We start from the raw sequence: 19,466 nt of genomic DNA on the forward strand, positions 1-19,466 counted from the left end.
AATTATTCCTGAAACAGGGTATGTTTGATGCCCATTTCCAGTCCGCGCAGCTCGGCTAAGCCTTTTAACCTGCCAATGGCCGAATAGCCCGGGTAGGTATTGTAATTATAATCATCGAGTATTTTATGGCCATGATCGGGGCGCATAGGTATGTCAACGTCATCGCGACCTGCATCAGCACGTTTTTTCTGCTCCAATACCAGGTTTTTCATTACGGCGTACATGTTGGTGCTGCCGCCTAAGTGATCGGCCTCGTAAAAGCTACCATCGGGCTCGCGCTGTACATTACGCAGGTGGATAAAGTGAATATCGCTACCTAAGCGCTCAACAATACCGGGCAGATCATTATCGGCCCTCGCGCCAAGCGAACCGGTGCAAAAAGTAATGCCGTTTGATGGCGATTTACAATAGCCTACCAGGTCTTTCAAATCCTGCTCGGTAGAAACCACCCTCGGCAAACCCAGTATAGGGAACGGCGGATCATCAGGGTGGATACACATTTTTATACCTGCTTTCTCTGCTTCGGGCACTATAGCCTGTAAAAAGTAGGCCAGGTTTTGTTTTAGTTTGGCAGCATCGGTTTGAGCGTAACGCTGCAAATGTTCTTTAAATTCGGGAATAGTAAATACATCATCCGTTCCGGGCAAACCGGCCATTATGGTATTGGTGATATAGGTTTTTTGCTCGGGAGTAAGTCCGTCGAGGTATTGTTTAGCAGCTTGTTGTTGCTGTGTGGTAAAGTCCTTTTCGGCACCTTCCCTTTGCAGGATATAGAGGTCGAACGCGGCAACAGCCGCGGCATCATACCGCAGGGCAGACGCGTTATTGGGCAGGCGGTAATCCAAATTGGTGCGTGTCCAATCTAATACCGGCATAAAGTTATAGCATACGGTTTTTAGGCCTGCTTTAGCCAGATTTTGCAGGCTGGTGATGTATTTAGCAATATATTCGTCGCGCTCGGCACCTGCTGTTTTTATGCTTTCGTGAATGTTAACACTTTCTACAACACTCCAGGTAAGGCCGGCTTTGGCAATGGTTTCTTTACGGATGTTGATCTCGTCGGTTGTCCATACCTCGCCTGCTGTGATATGATGCAACGCTGTAACCACGCCTGTTGCACCTGTTTGCCTGATGGTTTGTAAGCTAACCGGATCTGAAGGACCAAACCACCTAAACGTTTGTTCTAAATTGCTAAACATATTATATTGTTATTTTAACCGCTTTAATTCAACAAAGTAAACATCATTCTGGCGCATGGGCAATTCTTTTTCAAAATACCCGGATGCCGTAATATTAACCCTTGCAGTGAGATATGGGGCTCCGTTGTTTTGCTGTTTAATACCGGCAACCTGTGCTTTGGTTAATTGGTTGGGCGAGTGCATATCAAAATAGGTGGCATAAGCATCGTTAACACGATAGCCGGTTTTATAAACCTGCAATGCATATGTTCCGGGTAATAAGTGGCTTATTTTTAACTTTACAGGAGGCAGGGCTTTTGCCGGAACATCGCGCTTATAAAAAACCTGGTCGTTAACCGAATCGCCGGGGTGGGTTATGGTAAAATCCCAAAACAGCAATTGAACGTTACTCTGCTTATCTTTTGCCGCGATGGATGCAGAATCGGGGCTGTTTAATTCAACATCGCCAAGCTTGTTAAGGTATTGAAATGAATAGTATGCCGCCTTTTTAATATCCTGGTAATTAATCAAACCAAAGCCGCCGTGAAAAGGTGTAAACCGCGGACCATTCTCTTCAAAAATATCAGTAAACGTCCAGTACGACATGGAGTTAACATATGGCCCAGCATGTTTTACCTTATCTAAAATATAAGCCGCTTCTACATAATTATCGTGTATTGGGTCCGTTGGCGTATATGATGAACTCCATTCTGTATAGTGCAGCGGCAGGTTTGGCATGGCTGACCTTTCAATTTCTCTTTTCTTTTTGATCATATTGCCGGAAACAGCCATTTTATCCTGGCTTACAATAACACCAACATCACCGGTTTGATCTAAAAAGCCTTGTTTAACACCATAATCATGTGTGCTGATGAAATCTATGGGGACTTTGTTGTTTACGCAAAAATTGACCATATCACTTACCCAGGCATTACCAGCCGTGGCGGGGCCTCCAACCCGGTAATCAGTTGATACCGACTTAATAGCGTTTGCAGTTTCGCGGTAAAGTTTAAAATAATCCTGCTGGTCGCCGCTAAAAAACCCGTTCTTTAAATTGGGTTCGTTCCAAACTTCAAAAAGCCAGCTGGCCACTTCGGCATGCCCGTAACGCTCACGCCAATGCTGTACCAGTGCTTTGATAAGATCATTCCATTTGTTATAATCCTTTGGCGGAGTAATGTTGCCCTTCCACCAAAACACTGTTTTTTTATCGCTTGCCAAAGCATTGGGCATAAAACCAAGTTCAACAAAGGGCTTCATTTTAATGCTTAGCAAAAAATCGAAAAGCTCATCAATATACTGATAGTTGTACATGGCATTACCCGCTTTGTCTTCGCGGTAAACACCCATATCATCGCTCAGCAAGCCATGAAAACGAATATATTTAAAACCACAGTCTTGCTTTACCATGCGTAATTGCCTTTGCCAGTCGGCCCTTAAACCTTCATTTGCACGGCCTGCGCCCACACATTCACGATAGCTGCGGTTTAGCGGGCCTTTTACGTTATTTATATCAACACTTATTGTTTTGGCCGGGATAACCTGGGCCGATACGGCGAACATTGCCGTGGATAATAAAAGCGTTAATATGTATTTCATCATCAGTATAAATTTTACAGAAAATACTTTAGGTATCAAAGCCGGTAGCTATTGATAATTATAAATTCAGATCAATTGGTTTTTGCTCAATAAACTCATAAATATCAATTTATTGAGACGGTGAAATTAAATACAAACTATTAAAAATGCAACCGATTACAATAATTATTTATAATGTTTTGATACTTATCAGATGGCAAAAGCCAGGTACTGTTAATATAGAATTAATTGGTTAAGACGTGGCTTAATGATATATTTGAGATCTGACAATTTAGGTAATGATAACATTAGATACTACCATACAACGCAATACCGATAACCTGCTAACCAGCGAGGTTGGTGATGAACTAGTAATGATGGATATGGATGGCGGTAACTACATAAGCCTGAACAAAACAGGTCGCGTAATTTGGGAACAAATTGAACAACCCGTAAAAGTAGGCGATATGGTAAATAGGCTTACTACGCGTTTCGATATTGATAAGGAAACCTGCGCGGCCGATACATTGGAATACCTTGAAAATATGCTGGCGCAGAAAGTAATTACAGTAGCATAATTAGCGTTATGTATTATTACAGAGGATTCGGGCTTATCATCGCATCGCAAATAATGCTGCCTGAACTTCTTCCTTACACATTAACATCTACGCCCGATGTTCATATCAGCATTGGCAAAACCCCAGAAAAGTTAACAGCGGCGGGTACAGTACATAAAGTGGGTTATGCCATTAACCCTAACGAATATTTACTGCAGTTTTTAAACGTAGCTAACTATTATGCAGCCAATGGCAACAACATTATTGTTGAGCCACTTGCCGGTAGCGATGAAAAAAGCGTCCGTCTGTTTTTATTAACAGGTGTTATGGCGGCCATACTACACCAGCGCAATGCCGTTGCCTTAAACGCTGCTGCCATAAAGCATTTAGATGGTGTTGTACTATTTTGCGGATATGCCGGTTCGGGCAAGTCGGCTATGCTCACCAAATTTATACAAAACGGATACAAGCCTTTTTGCGATGATGTTTGTTTGATACAACACAACGATGTGAAAGCCATGGCGGCTTATCCCACTATAAAAAACTGGGAAAATACTTTCACAGGGATGGGTTTACCCATACCATCCACTGATAATAAAATAAGGCCAAACCTGCCCAAGTACGCCACTTATTTTCATGATGAGTTTGATACAGATGCATTGCCTGTTAAAACTATATTTATAATCCATAAAGACCACATTGCAAAATCTGTTGAAATTAAAAAACTGGCAGGCATAGAGGCCTTTGCCGAAGTGCACAACAATGTATACCATCGTTTACAGATCTACCCGATGAAAAAGGAAGCCATACACTTTCAGGCCATATCAAAACTGGTGGCTAACATCAATGTTTACCAGGTAACCCGTAGCAGCAATACGGGTTTTGACGAATTATTTCAGACCATACAAAAGCACTTATAAGATGGAGAGCGATAAAAAGATAGTTTGGCTGGCATCGTACCCCAAAAGTGGCAATACCTGGTTCAGGGCATTTATTACTGCATTATTGAATAATGGTGAGGTTGATATTAACAACCTGGCAACTGATGGTATATTCTCGTCGCGCCGATTGTTTAATGAGCAAACCGACCTGGAGTCGAATTTATTGTATGATGAAGAAGCAAAACAAATGCAGGGAAATGTATTTAATCATATTTGTGCTAAAGCCAAGCAACGGCACCTTTTTGTAAAAATACATGATGCCTATACTTACAATTCTGATAATTTGCCTGTTATACCTACTCAAAATACACTTTGTGCAATTTACATCATCCGCAATCCGCTGGATATTGCCGGCTCACTGGCAAACCATAAAGATGACACTTTGGATGACAGTATCGATTTTATGAATAATAAACAAAGCGTTTTTGGTAAACAGGAAGATGAAGTAAACACAAGCCTACAATTCAGGCAACCACTGCTGGATTGGAGCGGGCATGTAAACAGTTGGACAGCTAAACTACCTTTTCCGGTAATGGTAATTCGTTATGAGGATATGCTTGCCGATGCCTTTGAAACCTTTAAGCAGGCATTACTTTTTATGGGAATAAAAACCGATAAACAACAACTGGAAACCGCCATAGCAGCCAGCAGCTTTGAGCAGCTAAAGCAAAAAGAAACCGATTATGGTTTTAAAGAACGGATACGTAATACCTCATTCTTTCGCAGTGGTAAAGCCGGTAATTGGAAAAACGAGTTAACCAGCCAGCAGGTAAGCGCTATAACCAGCCAGCATCAAAACACTATGGCTAAATATGGGTATATTTAATATTAAGGCTGTATATAATCGAGGCAAAGGTTAGCTTTAAAAAACGCATCCTATTCGGCACCTACTTTCTTTAATTCTTGTAAAGTTTGTTTTTAATACCACCTAATTACCTTTTTAAAAAATATCAAGCTAATAAAAAAAGCCCAAAGATGGGCTTGTGTATTAACTTTCAAAAAAAGATCGCTTTTAATTAGCTCAAAGCACTACCATCACCGCCCATAACTGTACTACCTAAAGTATCCTCTACAGCATTTGTTACAAATATTTCGGGTTTGCTCCAGTTTTCTTTAACCGGTTGATCGTTGTTTTGTGTGATTATGTTTTCCATGGCCTAATGTTTAGTAATAGTTTAACTGTTACGAATGTAAAGAAATATTTACTCCAAAGCAAATATTTACTTTTAAACAACCATAAACCTTAACATTATTCAAACAGATAACCCTTACTCTTTAAATATATTAAGCAATCAGTTACTATACCCGCTTGCATTATCCTTATACCGGTTACTGATGTTGGCGAAGAAAAACCCGCAAATGGTACTATATCATCAAAGTGCCTGATTATAGCATCTTTGCTTATGTATTTATCAAACACAAAGGCCTTTTCGGGATCATCCATCATACTGAAAAGTTTAGCCTTTGCCATAATTGTACGTTTTGCATAATCGGGGCTGTAAGGCGATTTATCTCTGCGCCACTGTATGGCAGGTGGTAGTATATCATGCATAGCATGGCGTATCAGGCTGCGCCTGTAACCATTTTTATTGAACAGATGTACCGGTGCTTCTATCAAAAACTCCATAATGTCTTTATCAAACATCATGTCACAGGTTGCCATGTTATAATGTTCATTGCGATTAGCAAACAAGCCATTAAACCTACTTATTTGACCATCGCTCACCATTGCCTGCATGGCGGCAGATTGGCTGGATTGTTGCTCCGAAAATAACACATGTGTATATTGCGCTGCAAAGCCGGGCTGTAGCGTAGTGTGTTGTTGCCAATTAATGTCACGGGGTTTAATTTTACGCAATTGATGCCACAATGTTGTATAAAACAGGTAATCGCTTTTAAGCAATTTTAAGGGGTTAATATCATATACTTTTGCCAATTGCTTTAACAATTGCATAGAGGCTTTATACTTGCCTTGCTGCATCAATAAATAAATTATGGAGTTACCCTTCCACGAAACCCAAAAATCACCGCCGAAACCTGTAAATAAGCTACGGATATTTTTTTCTTTCGCCGCTTCTGCAATCGCCATATCCATATAAAAAAAAACATTCGGAATAGCTTCATTTATATCAAAAGCTTTGGCTAAATTATCAAGTGGTCCAACCCCGGGCGCCTCTACAAATGTTTGTATAATATTAGGGCAATGCTTATTTACAATATCAATGTAGCGCCGCTCATCTTCCTCAATGCCCCCATGCCCAACCGGCAGTACTGATGAAAACGCGTATAATGGCTTATTCTTTTTAGCCAACAATTCTGATAATATACAGGCCACGCTACTCGAATCCAATCCGCCACTCAGGGTTATTCCTACAGGCACTTCAGGGTTTAATCGTTTTGATACGGCTTTATACATTAAATCGCGCAGGCAGTTTATCCACTCTTCATCGTTCTTAAAATTATACCGCCCAGCGGGTTGCAACGCCCAATACTTTTCTTTTTTGATGGTGTTATTCACCATGCTCAATTTAATTCCCCCGCAAAGGGCAAATACCTCTTTATTATAGGTTTGCTCACTATTACTTTGCCTGAAATGGTAGTTTATAATATGCTCGTCATTAAAATAATGGGGAGTGCCTTTAGCGGCTTCAACACCTTTAATTTCGCTGCAAAAAATAAAAACTTCGGGAGCATCATAATAATACAACGGGCGAAAGCCTACCTGGTCGGTTGCTAAAAAAAGCTGTTGCCTTATCTTGTCCCATACGGCAAAAACAAACTCGCCCTGCAGGTGCTCAACACATTGTGCTCCCCAATGCTGGTATGCCTTTAATATGAGAAAACTATCAGCCTCGGTTCCCCATTGTTTTTTATCCAGGCTTAATAAACTATATAGTTCATCGCGGTTATCAATACGTGCATTGGCCGTAAAAATAAGGTCGCTGGTTTCTATGGGCAATTGTTCATTTTGCTGCTGGGGATAAACGGTTAATTTACAAAAACCAAAAACTACGTTTTTACTTTGTTTTATCCCGTCACCATCGGTAACCCGGTGAGCCATTGCCTGTTTTATTTTGTTGATACTCGCTTGCTCAACAGGCTTCTCCCTTTTACTGATGATACCGTAAATAGCACTCATTATATTTATTAACTTGTAAAACTACTCAATACTGTATATCTCTCTAAATTGCCGCCACCAGTTACTATTTTATCACCGCTTTTTAGCCAAGCGTGGGCATTTAGTTTATTTGTAACGGTGTCTTTATATACACCAAAAAACATGGTGCTTATTACCCCTCGCCTTTTGAGCATCATTTTAGCCGCAAGCGCCTGCTCAAAGCATTTTGTACGCCAGGGCGAATAACAGCACGCCCTGCCAAGGGCTGTTTTTACCAGTAATGAAAGGGTATCATTACCAAACGCCTCGGTTGCATGTAATTTACCAAAAAGCGGGCTTATCTTTTTAAACGGGAAAAACACCAGCATAAAACGCGCCGTTGCCAAAAAGCACCACGCTTCGGCAAATAGCAGTTGTTCTTTAGCGGGTCTTTTCTTCATCAGCCTAATAATAAATTTTCCACATATTCAACCAACGCATCAACATTACATACTTCAGGCCTGGTTACCTGGTAAATTATGCAATTATTTGACAATGCAGATATGATTTGGAAAGTAAGGGCTTTTAACTCGTTATTATGGATCAGCATTTTACGATAAACCTGTTTTGTAAGCTCGTTAAACGCCTCCGCGTTTTTTAGCTGTCGCGATTCAATTTGGTTAACCGGTCCTTTTTTTAATATAAATATCTTTTTTACCGGGTGGCTACCTGTATCAAACTGCTCATGAAAAAAGACACCATATTTATTCATCCCTTTCCTTATCGCGAAAGACTGGTCACTAAACTGACCATGATTCAGTTTTTCCTGTGCATCTTCCCAAAGCTTGATCATTGGGTACGATGCTGATGTTTGCAGATCAGGGCTAAGTACTACCACATCATCGCTAAAAGGTGTATATCCTTTTTTTATAAGGCCGGCAAGGGTGGTTGATTTCCCCGCAGTAGAATCACCGGTGATAAACGCCAGTTCGCCATGATGCAATATTGCTGAAGCATGCATGGGTAGCATTTTGCGTTGCAGCAAAGCACCCGCTATTACCGAAGCCAATATGTGTAGCCTGAGTAATCGCATGTCAACATCTTTGTCCACAGGTTCAACAATAATAGTCCGGCCATCTGTTGCCAGATATCTTGCTATGCCTTTTGCCTCTAAAAACAATTGATTATCGGTAATAGTAAGTGCTAAATGATGCCATACTATCTTTTTACCTTCAACAGGGGCGATGATTACTCCCTGGTAAATATTAACATCAGCAATATCAAAGCTGGCCGCAACCAACTCCGGAAAATCAATATCGGATGTAATGTTCAGACCAAAACCGCGGTAGTTGTATTTCAATTTTTCTGATAAATTGGTAAGGTGATGTTTGAACAGATGCTATTCAATAGAGCTAAGCGGAATTAGTTTTCGCTTACGCTCGGATGTATCAAACGGTTTTATTATTGACCGGAAAGGCTTCATAAAATAGTATACAAAAAAAATTGATTTTGGCAATTTAACCAATTCAAAATCTCTGCTGGCAGGTATAAAACGATGAATGCCTGATATCCAATAAAACTTCATCCTTTGCAAAAACGAATCTTGCAGCAATAAACGGTTGTGCATCCAATCTAAAATATTACTGCTCGTTTCTGATGCCATAATACGATTGCCGCAAAGTTGTTTTGCAAAATACTTAACCGCTTTTACATTGGAGAATGCTGCCTCTGTTTTGGGCAAGCAAATACCCATTAACTGCTCTGATAGCTCATTACTTACAGCCAGTATTTTTTGCAATCCAATATCTGCAAATTCAATATTTAATTTATCGCAATAAGTCTTTATACCCGGAATAGATAACGCCTGGCTAATATCAACAATGTTTTTAAGATACTTAAATGTATCCTTTATGGTATGGTGTATAAGTACCGAAGCAAAGTGTGCATTTTGAGTTAAAACGGCAACGTCTGCTTTTAACAGTTTCACCGGCTCCCCTGTTTCATAAATGAAGGCGTTTACTTTATCGTTAACATTCAGGTAAGTTTCGGCAATGGCCCAGTGCAATTCAATGTGAAACTCGCGCTGCCCATTCTTATACTTATTAAGGTTATAATCTTTATAATATGAATGGTACTTTGTTCCCAGGTAATTATATACTTCATCCAGTTCGGGCAGGTAAGCATCCAGCTTCAATACATCAATAGCTTTGGATAGATCCGCTGGTTGAATAATGAGATCAATATCGCTGCTCTCCCTTGAAACCAGATCGCCAAAAAACTGTTTTGAAAATGCCGTGCCTTTATACGGAACAGCCTGAACGCCATGCTTTTTTAAAAGCATAATAATACGTTCTGTTTCAATAGCCTGTTTCCAGTTTAACTGTGTAATTTCGGCCTGTTGTTTGTAAATTAAAACTTTTATATCATTTGGCAGATCAATGCGATGTAGCAAGGGATAAATGACAGGGCGAATGCGGTGCTGCCGTGCCAGCCGAATAAGTGAATACCAATCAATATTGTTGGCACTTACAAATTGCTTTAGTTCGGAGTTAGTAGCTGTTCCAAAAAAAACGCGACAACATAAAATAATAGCAGCCATTTCGGTGCCATGATCATTTTTAATGTTTTCTATCGCAATCATTGTAGCAGTATATTAACTAAGGGGTAATATGCAAACAAGTTGAGGCAGTTGCATATGGATAGGCTAAATTAACTATTTTCGATAAAACCCACACTAAAAATAAGCACAACAGGAAATTTTTTTTACTAAAACTACAATTCAACCATAAAGAATTGCTAAACAGTCTTATTTTACCTGAGGCAATTCTATATAGAATATAGTCCCCACTCCTACCGTGCTTTTGAACCAAATTTTACCCCGATGCATTTCGATTATCTTTTTAGAAATAGATAAGCCAAGCCCAAAAGGCTGCTCGCCATTGGTGCCAAATTTTTTTGCCGCGGTAAACATCTCGAAAATACTGTCTTTTTCATTTTCGGGTATGCCAATACCGCTATCTGCAATTGCGATAAGTATATTTTTGTTATTTAGGGTAATACTAATTTTAATATCGCCACCTTCATGACTGAATTTTATGGCATTAACTATCAAATTGTTAAATACACGCCATATTTTTTCGTGGTTAACATTAGCCATTATAACTTTGTCATCACTCTCAAATATCAACTTCTGGTGCTTCTCGTTGGCCTTAAATTGCAGTAATTCAACCGAATCAAATAGTAACGACCTCAGATCGATGTTTTGTTTTACAATTTGCTCTGTTTCATCTGCAAGGCCTGTTTTGAGCAATTCGTTTATCATCTCCATGGTGTGTGTACCGGTCGTCTCTATTAGTTTAAGCATATGCTTGCTATCTTCCGAAAAATCTTCATCCTCAAGCAGCATGGAAGCAATACCCGTCATACCCGATAGCGGGTTTCGCAGGTCATGGGCCATTACCCGCATAATACGAATATAATTTTTGTTTACCCGTTCAAGTTCGGCCAGGGTTACTTGCAGCTGCTCGTTTTTAAGTGTTGTTTCCTTTTGATTTTTTTTAGATCTGTTTAAGTTACGGGCAATTAACACAATGATAATTACAGATAAAATGATAGCGATGCCGATGCCCAAAAAGTATATTTCTCTAACCTTATCTTTTTGTTCAAGGTTGACCAACGCTTGCTTTTGCTGAAACGTTGCCAGTTCGCGCTCAACGTCAAGCTTATACAACTCAGTCGAATTACGCTCAAGCGAATCGCGTAAACTTATGTATTTGCTCTGATACAGATATGCTTCGGCAGGCTTGTTAAGATGGGCCATAAATTTAGCGTATGATCTGTTCCATCTTGTTTCCAGATCAAAATTTACACGATAAAAACGATTAAGTAATAACCTGGCGTTGTTATAAGCCTGTGCAGCTTTTACATCATTGCCAAGCGCTACGTACAGATCGCCCAATTTTAATTGTGGTGGTATGCCGGACCCATCAGTATTTGGATTTGGTATAGCTATAGATGCTGTAAGGTACTTTTCAGCCTCTTTCAAATTACCCAACTTCAAATTAACACCGCCCAGGTTATCATATAATACAGCCTTGGGGCCATCGGTATTGCGCTTTAAAAAAAGGTTACTATTACTTGCTTTATTTATCAGTTTTAAATCGAGTTGATAGTAGTACTCGGCGCTGTCAAGCATGCCCGCTCTTTCATATGCATACCCCGCATTGTTTAGCCAGCCTTGTTCTTTTAAGAAAAGTTTCTCGGCTGTATACCGTTCGTGGCAGCTATCAAGCTTAGCAAAACTTGCGGCCCAGCACCTGCCGGCCAGCCTGTAGTTGCTTTGCTTAAAATAAATGGAGCCCAGCTTACTGAAAAGATCGCCATTATCACATACTCCAATACCAATTATATTTTTTGCCTGGTAGTAATAATTAAGCGCACCTATAAATTTCCGGGCGGATAGGTTTACATCGCCTTTCATCATTAAGGCTTTATAATATTCCGCAGGATACTTTTCGACTTTGCTTTGCTCCGAAAAAAACAAAAAGGCGCTATCTGCGTAAGCAACAGTTTGGCTATTGTTGCCGGTATCCTGGTAATACTGGCTCAATAAACAATAATAACTTACAATAAGGGGGCTTGAAGTGTGTAACGAGCCACGCATTTTTTTTGCTATTAAAATAGCGCTATCGCCCTTGCCTGCATACTGCAGACTATCGCATTGCTGAATTTTTGCTTTCAGCCCATTCGCGTCTTCATTTTTATCGCCAGAGCATGAGTGCAGTAAAACAACAACAAGCGCAACAATATATATCTTTAAAATATTTACAACGTAAAAACCGCGGGGGCGATGATACATGATATGAATAGCAAAGTAATTTAAACAGACTTTTGTTTATCGGTGTGAATTTAACTAAAAATATGATATTATCATTATTATTTACCTTTTAAAGCAAAAACATTAACCAAAGCAGCTTTGAACTAAATATTTTTCATCTGTTTTATCCTTTTTTTGATAAAACATTATTATTCCGATCAAACCTTAATACTTTGCTTTTTACGATTGATAAATGGCTTCTCGATAAATATCCACGAGCAGTAAGCCAGAATATACGTAGCCAGTATTACCAGGGGTAAACTAATATGCTCCTGCAATTTTAATTGTACTGCAAGGGTTAGCAACAAGCCATGATAAATATATATACCATATGATATATCGTTACCGCGCAGCAACTTGTGTGCAAAACCCGGTAATGTGTAAGCCATAGATAATGCCGTAAAGCCCAAAATGATATTCTGCGCAAAAACGAACAGAACAGGGTTAAAATAACTTTTTAAAGTTAAACTGATGGCGAGATATGCAACTAACCAATACAGTGCCTTATTGTATATAAACTTTGATTTGTAAATACGTAACCGCTGAAAAATAACGCCCAACAAAAACATATAAAAATGCGGCAGGAATGAATACTGTAACAGCTTGTGGATGGTATGGCCAAAATCTATAAACTGGTAGCTTAAGTAAATGCTTACAAATACTATAAAAAGCGTGTAAAACCAATAGTTCTCCTTATTTTTTGGTGCGAAGTAATAGCATATGGGCAGCACAAGATAAAACTGGAGTTCTACAGGAATTGTCCACAAGCTACCGTTGTAGGAGCCAAAGCCATAGTTATTTAAAAAACCAGGGGTATATATAATGCCAGTCAACTGTGCCGGCAACCATGCAAGGGCTTGCACATTTAAAAAACTAACGCCTGTTAGTGATATGGCTATTATGGTTAAAAATACAACACCCCATAAACCCGGGTAAATACGTAAAATACGGTTACGAATATAATTACGAAACTCTTTATTACGCTCGAACGATGCCGAAATTAAGTATCCGCTGATTACAAAAAATATGGCAACACCCGGAAAGGAGAACATCATGTCGATAAGAAGAGGATTGCCTGTAGCATCAATATGATCGTGATAATGATCAGCAATAACTTGTGTGGCGGCCAGCAGCCTGAGCAAATCGAAATTATTTATCCTGAAGTCCTTTTGTTGTTCCATTAATAAGCGTTTGCACAATTTAACCTCGATATACGTAAGGCCTAAAATAATGAGTTTGCAAGATATTGATATTCGGAACATTTTGCCAGTAAAAACAGAACCAACTGCCATTTTTGTTTATTTGATAAAACAGGAAGGATTATTAGCAAAATGATAATAATAGCTATTACTTTTTGAATTAAATTTTACATTTCTTCAATTCAGCACCTAAAAAACTGGCATAGGTTATTTTTCACCATATCATTGAGCTGAAAGGTTGATTTTAAAAAATGGCAGACTTTTGGCAGATTATTTTAAGCCTATTTGGCAGGTATTTCACCAATGTCACACAATATGACATTTTGTCGTAAAATATTTTTCAAATTGTTAAGAGTGATAAAGTTGAATGATGAGCGACCACTTTAGTTAACAAAGATGATCCGATGAAAAATTCTGCCGGCAAAAAAGATGGTTTTTAGATGTTCGTTTTTTTGAAAATATCCAAAATGGAGATTTCACCCCAAATTCATTATTTTTTTACCATCGATGTATATTTTATCAAAAAAAATGGAGTTTTTATGTTTTTGAATGTGTTTTTAGAGGTAAAAAGTGAAAAAGTTGATATAAAAATCAAAAACCGAGATATTTTTTAACCCTTTTGCCAAATTATTCAAGTTTTAAAATCACTGTTTTTTACCTAAAACAGTGATAAATGATGCCCGATTTATTGTGGCATATTATTAGCACATGCCTCATTGTATCGGGTGAATTTGTTCGTGGTGAACAAAGTGATCTTGAAGAAAAAATTTAGAAACATTTAAAATTAAAAAATCATGACAACTGTATTAGAATTTGTAGTATTATTTGGTGTTATTTTATTACCTCTTTTTGCAACTCCAAACAGAACACATACTCACAAAGCAATGAATAACTAATATAAAGCTTTTAACAGTTTTATTAAAAAAGCGCTCCGGTTACCAGGGCGCTTTTTTTGTATCTTCTAAATTTAGCAGTAAGATACTTCATAATAGTAAGCAACTTATAAAGTATAATCAAAGTTTGCTACGCTAAGAACAGGTAACTGATTTTGCGATTATTGTAATTAATGGCCCAGACCCATTTAATTATGATACCTTTGAGCCATAGCATGGAAGAAAGACAATATTTAACTACCTGGAAAAAGTACATCCCCGTTATTCGCTTGCATTTAAAAAGAAGCCTTACCGAAGACCAGAGCTTTAAATTAAACATTACCGATTTTGAATCGGCCGGCGATCGTGGTAAATCGGGCTACTCGTTCAATATCGCGATAGAAAATGGAAAGGTAACCAACAATATCGGTGGTTCTGCTGTTGCGCGCGACTTGTATGAAGCTTTGAAAGCTGACGAAGCCATTAAAGCTATTTTGCAAGATAAAGCCGTAAAGATAAGTGTTGGTAAAACCTTTGTGCTAAGTATTAAAACTACACATCTTTCTTCGTACAGGTAAATCCTACTATTCTGCATATCGGCTTAATTGTGCTTAAAACACAATGCGGCATACCTGTGCATCATAAATCCGCCGGTTTAATCTCTAACATTATATATGCTGTATCTGATCAGCAAATACCACAGTGCTTTCCCTATTAGCGTCTTTATAAAAAAAAGATAAAGGATGTAACAAAAAAAATACATTTTCATTTTCTCTTCATTTAGCTCCGGTAGTTTAGCATCATAATATCAACCCCTTATTAATTTAAACTATATGGAACGCAAAAATTTTTTAAAACAGTTTGCCATTGCGGCTACCGCAGGCCCCATGGTATTAGAGGCCTGCAAAAAAACATCATCAACAGATAGCTCGACGGCATTAAGCAGCTCAACATCGGGCAGTACCAGTACCGTAGCAGGCGAAATACCTACCGAAGTTGAGGGGCCCTACCCTTACGTTGGCGGCGAAATTACCAACCCTTTGCAACGTGTTGATATTACCGGCGGGCAAACAGGCGTTGCATTAGCGCTTACACTAACGGTGGTTAATGCAAACAAAAGCAATGCTGTGGTACCCAATGCCAGGGTTGATATATGGCACTGCAATAAAGATGGTTATTACTCGGGCTATGCCAACCAAAGCAGCGTTTTGGGTACACAAAGCTATGTGGGCCAAACCTGGCTGCGCGGCTACCAGGTAAGCGATACCGCGGGGCAGGTTAAATTCAGCACCATATATCCGGGTTGGTATTCGGGCAGGGCTACGCATGTACATATCGAAATATTCATCAATAACGTTTTGGTTAAAACCACGCAAATGGCATTTAACGAAACGGTATCAAACACAGTTCATACCAGTACGCTTTATGCCGCTCATGGCGTAAATACAACAAGCAACCTTGCCGACAGCATTTTGGGCAACTCGGCAGCCGACCTTGCCGCCGAAACGCTTACTCTGGCGGGCAGTGTTACTGCCGGTTATACAGGTACGCTAACTCTCGGGCTCGCACTTTAATCCAATCATATTTATACCTGTTAAAGCCGGTACTCATTCCGGCTTTAACTTCACCTTTCTTCTGCAAACACATGGCAACAGCACTGATAAAATTAGCTTACAGGCATATTATAGACGCTTCGGCGAAGACGGACTTTGACCGTAAGGTATTTCACACCACCTACCAGGAGTTTTTAATGAAAAGCCAAACCTACAATATGGAGCGTAAGTTTAGCACTTTTGATGAGATGAAAAGCAACGATGGTCGTGCCAACTCGTTGCATTATAAGCTGGCTATAGCGGCTAATCATCATGTGGAAGAGTTAAAAAATGTGATGCCTGCCCTGCATGACCATATGGGTAATACCCTCAAATTTGAAACGCCGGATTTTAAATTGCTGGCTTCGGATATTGCTGATATTAACGCGCACAAAGTTGCCATTAACTTCATTACGCCGCAATTAACGCTGTTTAATACGATAAGTGAATGTATGATATTGGCAGTTGGTGAACATCGTACTACAAGCACCCCGGTTGATACGTTTATGCTTACGTTACAACCCGGCCTTTCGGTGATATCGTACCAGGAGATTTGACGTTAAATTAGCTTGCTTAACCGTGAATAAAACTTATATTTGATAATAGTAAAATAATTTAACGGATAAGTAATTTGACCAACCTTTCCCCACAAATACAGGCTGATATTAAAGCTATTAGCAGTATTTCTGTAGTCCCTACAATCTTAGATATGGTATGCCATACTACAGGCATGGGCTTTTCGGCTGTGGCACGCGTTACCGATACGCAATGGGTTTGCTGCAGCGTACATGATAAGATAAACTTTGGGATTAAACCCGGTGGCGAACTTAAACTGGAAACAACCATTTGCCACGAGATACGTCAAAGCGGAGACGGCGTTATAATTGACCATGTTGCTTTGGATCCATATTTTTCTACTCATCATACTCCGGCGATGTATGGCTTTCAAAGCTATATTTCGATACCTATCTTCCTTAAAGATGGCAGGTTTTTTGGTACGCTTTGCGCGATAGACCCCAACCCTCACAAACTAAGCAACCCCGAAACTATAAACATGTTCAAGCTGTATGCGGAGCTTATAGCTTTCCACCTGCATGCTATTGATGAACTGGTCGAAGAACGCCGCATAGCTGATCTGCGGGAGCAATTTATAGCTATTTTGGGGCATGATCTACGAAATCCAATCAGCGCCATATCAACCAGTTCGCAATTGTTGCTGCGCAGCGCTGCGGATGATAGAACTAAACGCCTTGCAGGGATAATAAAAGACAGCTCGGTACGGATGGCTGCACTTGTGGAGAATGTAATGGATTTTGCCAGCGCGCGCTTGGGTGGCGGGCTCACTTTAAAACAAAATCCAGAGGATGACATTGCAAAAGTGCTTAACCATGTAATAGAAGAACTACAGATCATTAACCCTGATTGTGTGATAAAAACGGACGTGAATTTAGCACAACCAGTTAACGCGGATAGTAAGCGTATAGCACAGTTATTTTCAAACCTATTAGCTAATGCGTTAACACATGGCAAGGCCGGTACTCCTGTAAAAGTAAAAGCTATTTCAGAAAACGATGTTTTTGAATTGAGCATCACCAATTTTGGAGAGCCGATAGCAGTGGATGTGCTACCTCACCTGTTTCACCCTTTTGCCCGCGGTGATATTAAAAAAGGCGACGAAGGTTTAGGCTTGGGTTTATTTATATCCCAACAAATTGCAGAGGCGCATGGCGGTAAAATTGCGGTAATATCAACCGAAAAAGAAACCAGTTTTACGTTTTCGATGCCGCTTAATTAACTAAATGCTTTTTCTCAACGGGGTGCTCAATTAAATACAGGCCGTCTTTTATCAGCTTTTTCAATTCAGGTTGGATTTCCATTTTTTGGTGAAGCGCAGTGCTTATTTCTTCGGATAGGTTGTTATAAATCTTCTCGTGGCATAGCACCTCCAAAATCTCTAAACTACACAGCCAGTCATCAGGGTTTTCGCTTTTTAGTTTTTCCCACACCTGTGGTAGGGTATCATATCTGTTGTGGTTTTGGCGACAGTTACGTACTTGCTGATATAGCTTGTGCAAGGCTAAAGTGCCTGCATTATAAGTTGGGTGGTAGCTTTGCGTTTTGGGTGCGTAGGCAATATCCTCAAAAGCATCCTTATCGGCAGCGCCGCTAAATACGGATACGATATTTTCGCCAACAGCCATATCATAAACGCCCCAGCTTGGGTCGAATAGCAGTTCATCATCCTTCCCGGTAACGGTACAATTTTTAAAGGTGATGACGAGCAACCTGGCATTTTGACACACCATACCTGCCACCGTTCCGCTTACATTAATGCCCGATGCAAATGGCAATATTGTGGTGTTGCCTTCAATTATACCAAGGCGTTTTAAGTCTGAGGCATCAAACTCTTCCAATGGTTTTTGCTCATTTATCAGCTTACCAACGGGCGAGCTAAATCCATCTTTATGATATGTTTTACCATGCCCGCTTAATTGTTTGTTTTGGTATGATAAAGCAGTTGGCCCCGTAGTTTTAATCAGTGCAGGCTTGTCGCCATCCAATATCATCGAAGTAAATACTCCCGACACCTGCAAACCCGAACTGTAAACCGCTGTACAGGTATTTTTACTATCGATGCCTTTTTGAATGCCATGCGCACCGCCTACCCTGAACGACATGGTATTGGCAAATTCTTCCAGCACATCTATCAGGTTATGGAAGTTTTCGGTTACAAAAAGCTGCGGTTGGGGCTTGGTAATATCATAAGGATAATTCACCGTGTATTTATTGTACCAAAGTTTGGTAACATCCGGATCCATACATGTTGCGCTTTCGCCGATGGATGATAGCAGGCCCGCGCCATATATTTTGGGATTTTCGAGCGTCCCGATAAGGCCGTACTCCACAGTCCACCAGTGCAGGCGACTTAACAGGGCCATTTCAGATGGCTCACCCATATTTCGCTGACACCAATCTACTTTGCCTTCGGCTTGCTTAAGTTCAGGAGTATCGGCATCGGGCATTTCTTTGAGTATAGATAGCGCGCGGATAGCCTCGTACAATTCATAATCCTGTGCGGAGTACATGGCCTTGGCTCCTATCGAACCAAAATAACTTAGATACCCGTGATAATCCTTATCGGCAATAATAGGCGCATGGCCGGCTGATTCGTGAATAATATCCGGAGCGGGCGTATACTCAATATGCTTTAAGGTACGGATATCGGCAGCTATTACCAGTACCCGGTAAGCCTGGTACTCCATAAAAGCAGCAGGCGGTATAAAGCCATCCACCGTTACGGCTCCCCATCCTATTTTACCCAAAGCATCATTCATCTCTTGCAGGCTCGGTATCTTTTCGATGGTCAGCCCCGCTTTTTCTAATCCGGGGATGTAGGGATAATAGGCAATATCCTTCAGATAACTATAATTTTGCCGCATTACGTAGCGCCACACGGCATGGTCAACAGGCGTATAATGCTCGTAGTGCTGCGGCACGATGTATTGGCGCAGGTGCTTTGGCAAAGCTTTTACCTGCGGGTTATTAAAGTCGTTAAAATCGGGTTCGGCCATTGTG

The 19,466-nt window shown here is 40.1% G+C and carries 17 protein-coding genes; 7 read left to right on the forward strand and 10 right to left on the reverse strand.

Annotated elements, in window-relative coordinates; translation table 11 throughout:
- Positions 1-2 precede the first annotated feature (2 nt).
- Positions 3-1,199 (reverse strand): mannonate dehydratase, encoded by a 1,197-nt coding sequence (uxuA, locus tag KXQ82_RS09770; protein ID WP_219488016.1) that lies wholly within the window; start codon positions 1,197-1,199, stop codon positions 3-5.
- Positions 1,200-1,208: 9 nt separating this feature from the next.
- Positions 1,209-2,780 carry a GH39 family glycosyl hydrolase gene (locus KXQ82_RS09775; protein ID WP_255563575.1) on the reverse strand — a complete coding sequence of 524 codons (1,572 nt, stop codon included), beginning with the start codon at positions 2,778-2,780 and terminating at the stop codon, positions 1,209-1,211.
- 275 nt (positions 2,781-3,055) lie between these two features.
- On the opposite strand from KXQ82_RS09775, the gene KXQ82_RS09780 reads away from it, so the two are divergent.
- The 3 genes from KXQ82_RS09780 to KXQ82_RS09790 are packed head-to-tail and all read left to right on the forward strand — an operon-like array spanning position 3,056 to position 5,080.
- Positions 3,056-3,334, forward strand: coding sequence for a PqqD family peptide modification chaperone (locus KXQ82_RS09780; protein ID WP_219488018.1), 279 nt, complete (start codon positions 3,056-3,058; stop codon positions 3,332-3,334).
- Positions 3,335-3,342: 8 nt separating this feature from the next.
- Positions 3,343-4,233: a serine kinase gene (locus KXQ82_RS09785; RefSeq protein ID WP_219488019.1), complete on the forward strand. Its 891-nt coding sequence runs from the start codon at positions 3,343-3,345 to the stop codon at positions 4,231-4,233.
- 1 nt (position 4,234) lies between these two features.
- Positions 4,235-5,080: a sulfotransferase domain-containing protein gene (locus KXQ82_RS09790; RefSeq protein ID WP_219488021.1), complete on the forward strand. Its 846-nt coding sequence runs from the start codon at positions 4,235-4,237 to the stop codon at positions 5,078-5,080.
- A 190-nt stretch (positions 5,081-5,270) separates the two neighbouring features.
- Here KXQ82_RS09790 and KXQ82_RS09795 read toward each other — a convergent pair whose 3' ends face one another.
- The 7 genes from KXQ82_RS09795 to KXQ82_RS09825 all read right to left on the reverse strand — a co-directional run bounded on the left by KXQ82_RS09795 (position 5,271) and on the right by KXQ82_RS09825 (position 13,408).
- Positions 5,271-5,408, reverse strand: coding sequence for a hypothetical protein (locus KXQ82_RS09795; RefSeq protein ID WP_219488022.1), 138 nt, complete (start codon positions 5,406-5,408; stop codon positions 5,271-5,273).
- Between the two features lie 95 nt (positions 5,409-5,503).
- Positions 5,504-7,393 (reverse strand): asparagine synthase-related protein, encoded by a 1,890-nt coding sequence (locus tag KXQ82_RS09800; protein ID WP_219488024.1) that lies wholly within the window; start codon positions 7,391-7,393, stop codon positions 5,504-5,506.
- Positions 7,394-7,401: 8 nt separating this feature from the next.
- Positions 7,402-7,812, reverse strand: coding sequence for a lasso peptide biosynthesis B2 protein (locus KXQ82_RS09805; RefSeq protein WP_219488027.1), 411 nt, complete (start codon positions 7,810-7,812; stop codon positions 7,402-7,404).
- Positions 7,812-8,711, reverse strand: coding sequence for a phosphoenolpyruvate carboxykinase (ATP) (locus tag KXQ82_RS09810; RefSeq protein WP_219488028.1), 900 nt, complete (start codon positions 8,709-8,711; stop codon positions 7,812-7,814). Before KXQ82_RS09810 ends, KXQ82_RS09805 begins: the two co-directional genes overlap by 1 nt.
- A gap of 39 nt (positions 8,712-8,750) precedes the next feature.
- Positions 8,751-9,992, reverse strand: coding sequence for a nucleotidyltransferase family protein (locus tag KXQ82_RS09815; RefSeq protein WP_219488030.1), 1,242 nt, complete (start codon positions 9,990-9,992; stop codon positions 8,751-8,753).
- Between the two features lie 165 nt (positions 9,993-10,157).
- Positions 10,158-12,209 carry a tetratricopeptide repeat-containing sensor histidine kinase gene (locus KXQ82_RS09820; RefSeq protein ID WP_219488031.1) on the reverse strand — a complete coding sequence of 684 codons (2,052 nt, stop codon included), beginning with the start codon at positions 12,207-12,209 and terminating at the stop codon, positions 10,158-10,160.
- A 176-nt stretch (positions 12,210-12,385) separates the two neighbouring features.
- Positions 12,386-13,408, reverse strand: a complete 1,023-nt coding sequence (locus KXQ82_RS09825; RefSeq protein ID WP_219488033.1) for an acyltransferase family protein — start codon at positions 13,406-13,408, stop codon at positions 12,386-12,388.
- A 1,126-nt stretch (positions 13,409-14,534) separates the two neighbouring features.
- On the opposite strand from KXQ82_RS09825, the gene KXQ82_RS09830 reads away from it, so the two are divergent.
- From KXQ82_RS09830 to KXQ82_RS09845, 4 genes are all read left to right on the forward strand, one after another.
- Positions 14,535-14,876: a hypothetical protein gene (locus tag KXQ82_RS09830; protein ID WP_219488035.1), complete on the forward strand. Its 342-nt coding sequence runs from the start codon at positions 14,535-14,537 to the stop codon at positions 14,874-14,876.
- A gap of 255 nt (positions 14,877-15,131) precedes the next feature.
- The gene (locus KXQ82_RS09835; RefSeq protein ID WP_219488036.1) at positions 15,132-15,872 is read left to right on the forward strand and encodes a dioxygenase family protein; all 741 of its coding nucleotides are present in this window, start codon (positions 15,132-15,134) and stop codon (positions 15,870-15,872) included.
- Between the two features lie 71 nt (positions 15,873-15,943).
- Positions 15,944-16,447: a hypothetical protein gene (locus KXQ82_RS09840; RefSeq protein WP_219488038.1), complete on the forward strand. Its 504-nt coding sequence runs from the start codon at positions 15,944-15,946 to the stop codon at positions 16,445-16,447.
- Between the two features lie 74 nt (positions 16,448-16,521).
- On the forward strand, positions 16,522-17,685 hold the full coding sequence (locus KXQ82_RS09845; protein WP_219488039.1) for a GAF domain-containing sensor histidine kinase: 1,164 nt from the start codon (positions 16,522-16,524) through the stop codon (positions 17,683-17,685).
- On the opposite strand, the gene KXQ82_RS09850 is transcribed toward KXQ82_RS09845, so the two are convergent.
- A complete protein-coding gene (locus KXQ82_RS09850; protein WP_219488040.1) occupies positions 17,678-19,462 on the reverse strand; it encodes an aromatic amino acid hydroxylase in 1,785 nt (594 codons plus the stop codon). The two genes, KXQ82_RS09845 and KXQ82_RS09850, sit on opposite strands and share 8 nt — an antisense overlap.
- Between the last annotated feature and the right edge of the window lie 4 nt (positions 19,463-19,466).

Origin of the sequence: Mucilaginibacter rivuli (assembly GCF_019391655.1) — a bacterium.
In the GTDB taxonomy this organism is placed as follows: Bacteria; Bacteroidota; Bacteroidia; order Sphingobacteriales; family Sphingobacteriaceae; genus Mucilaginibacter; species Mucilaginibacter rivuli.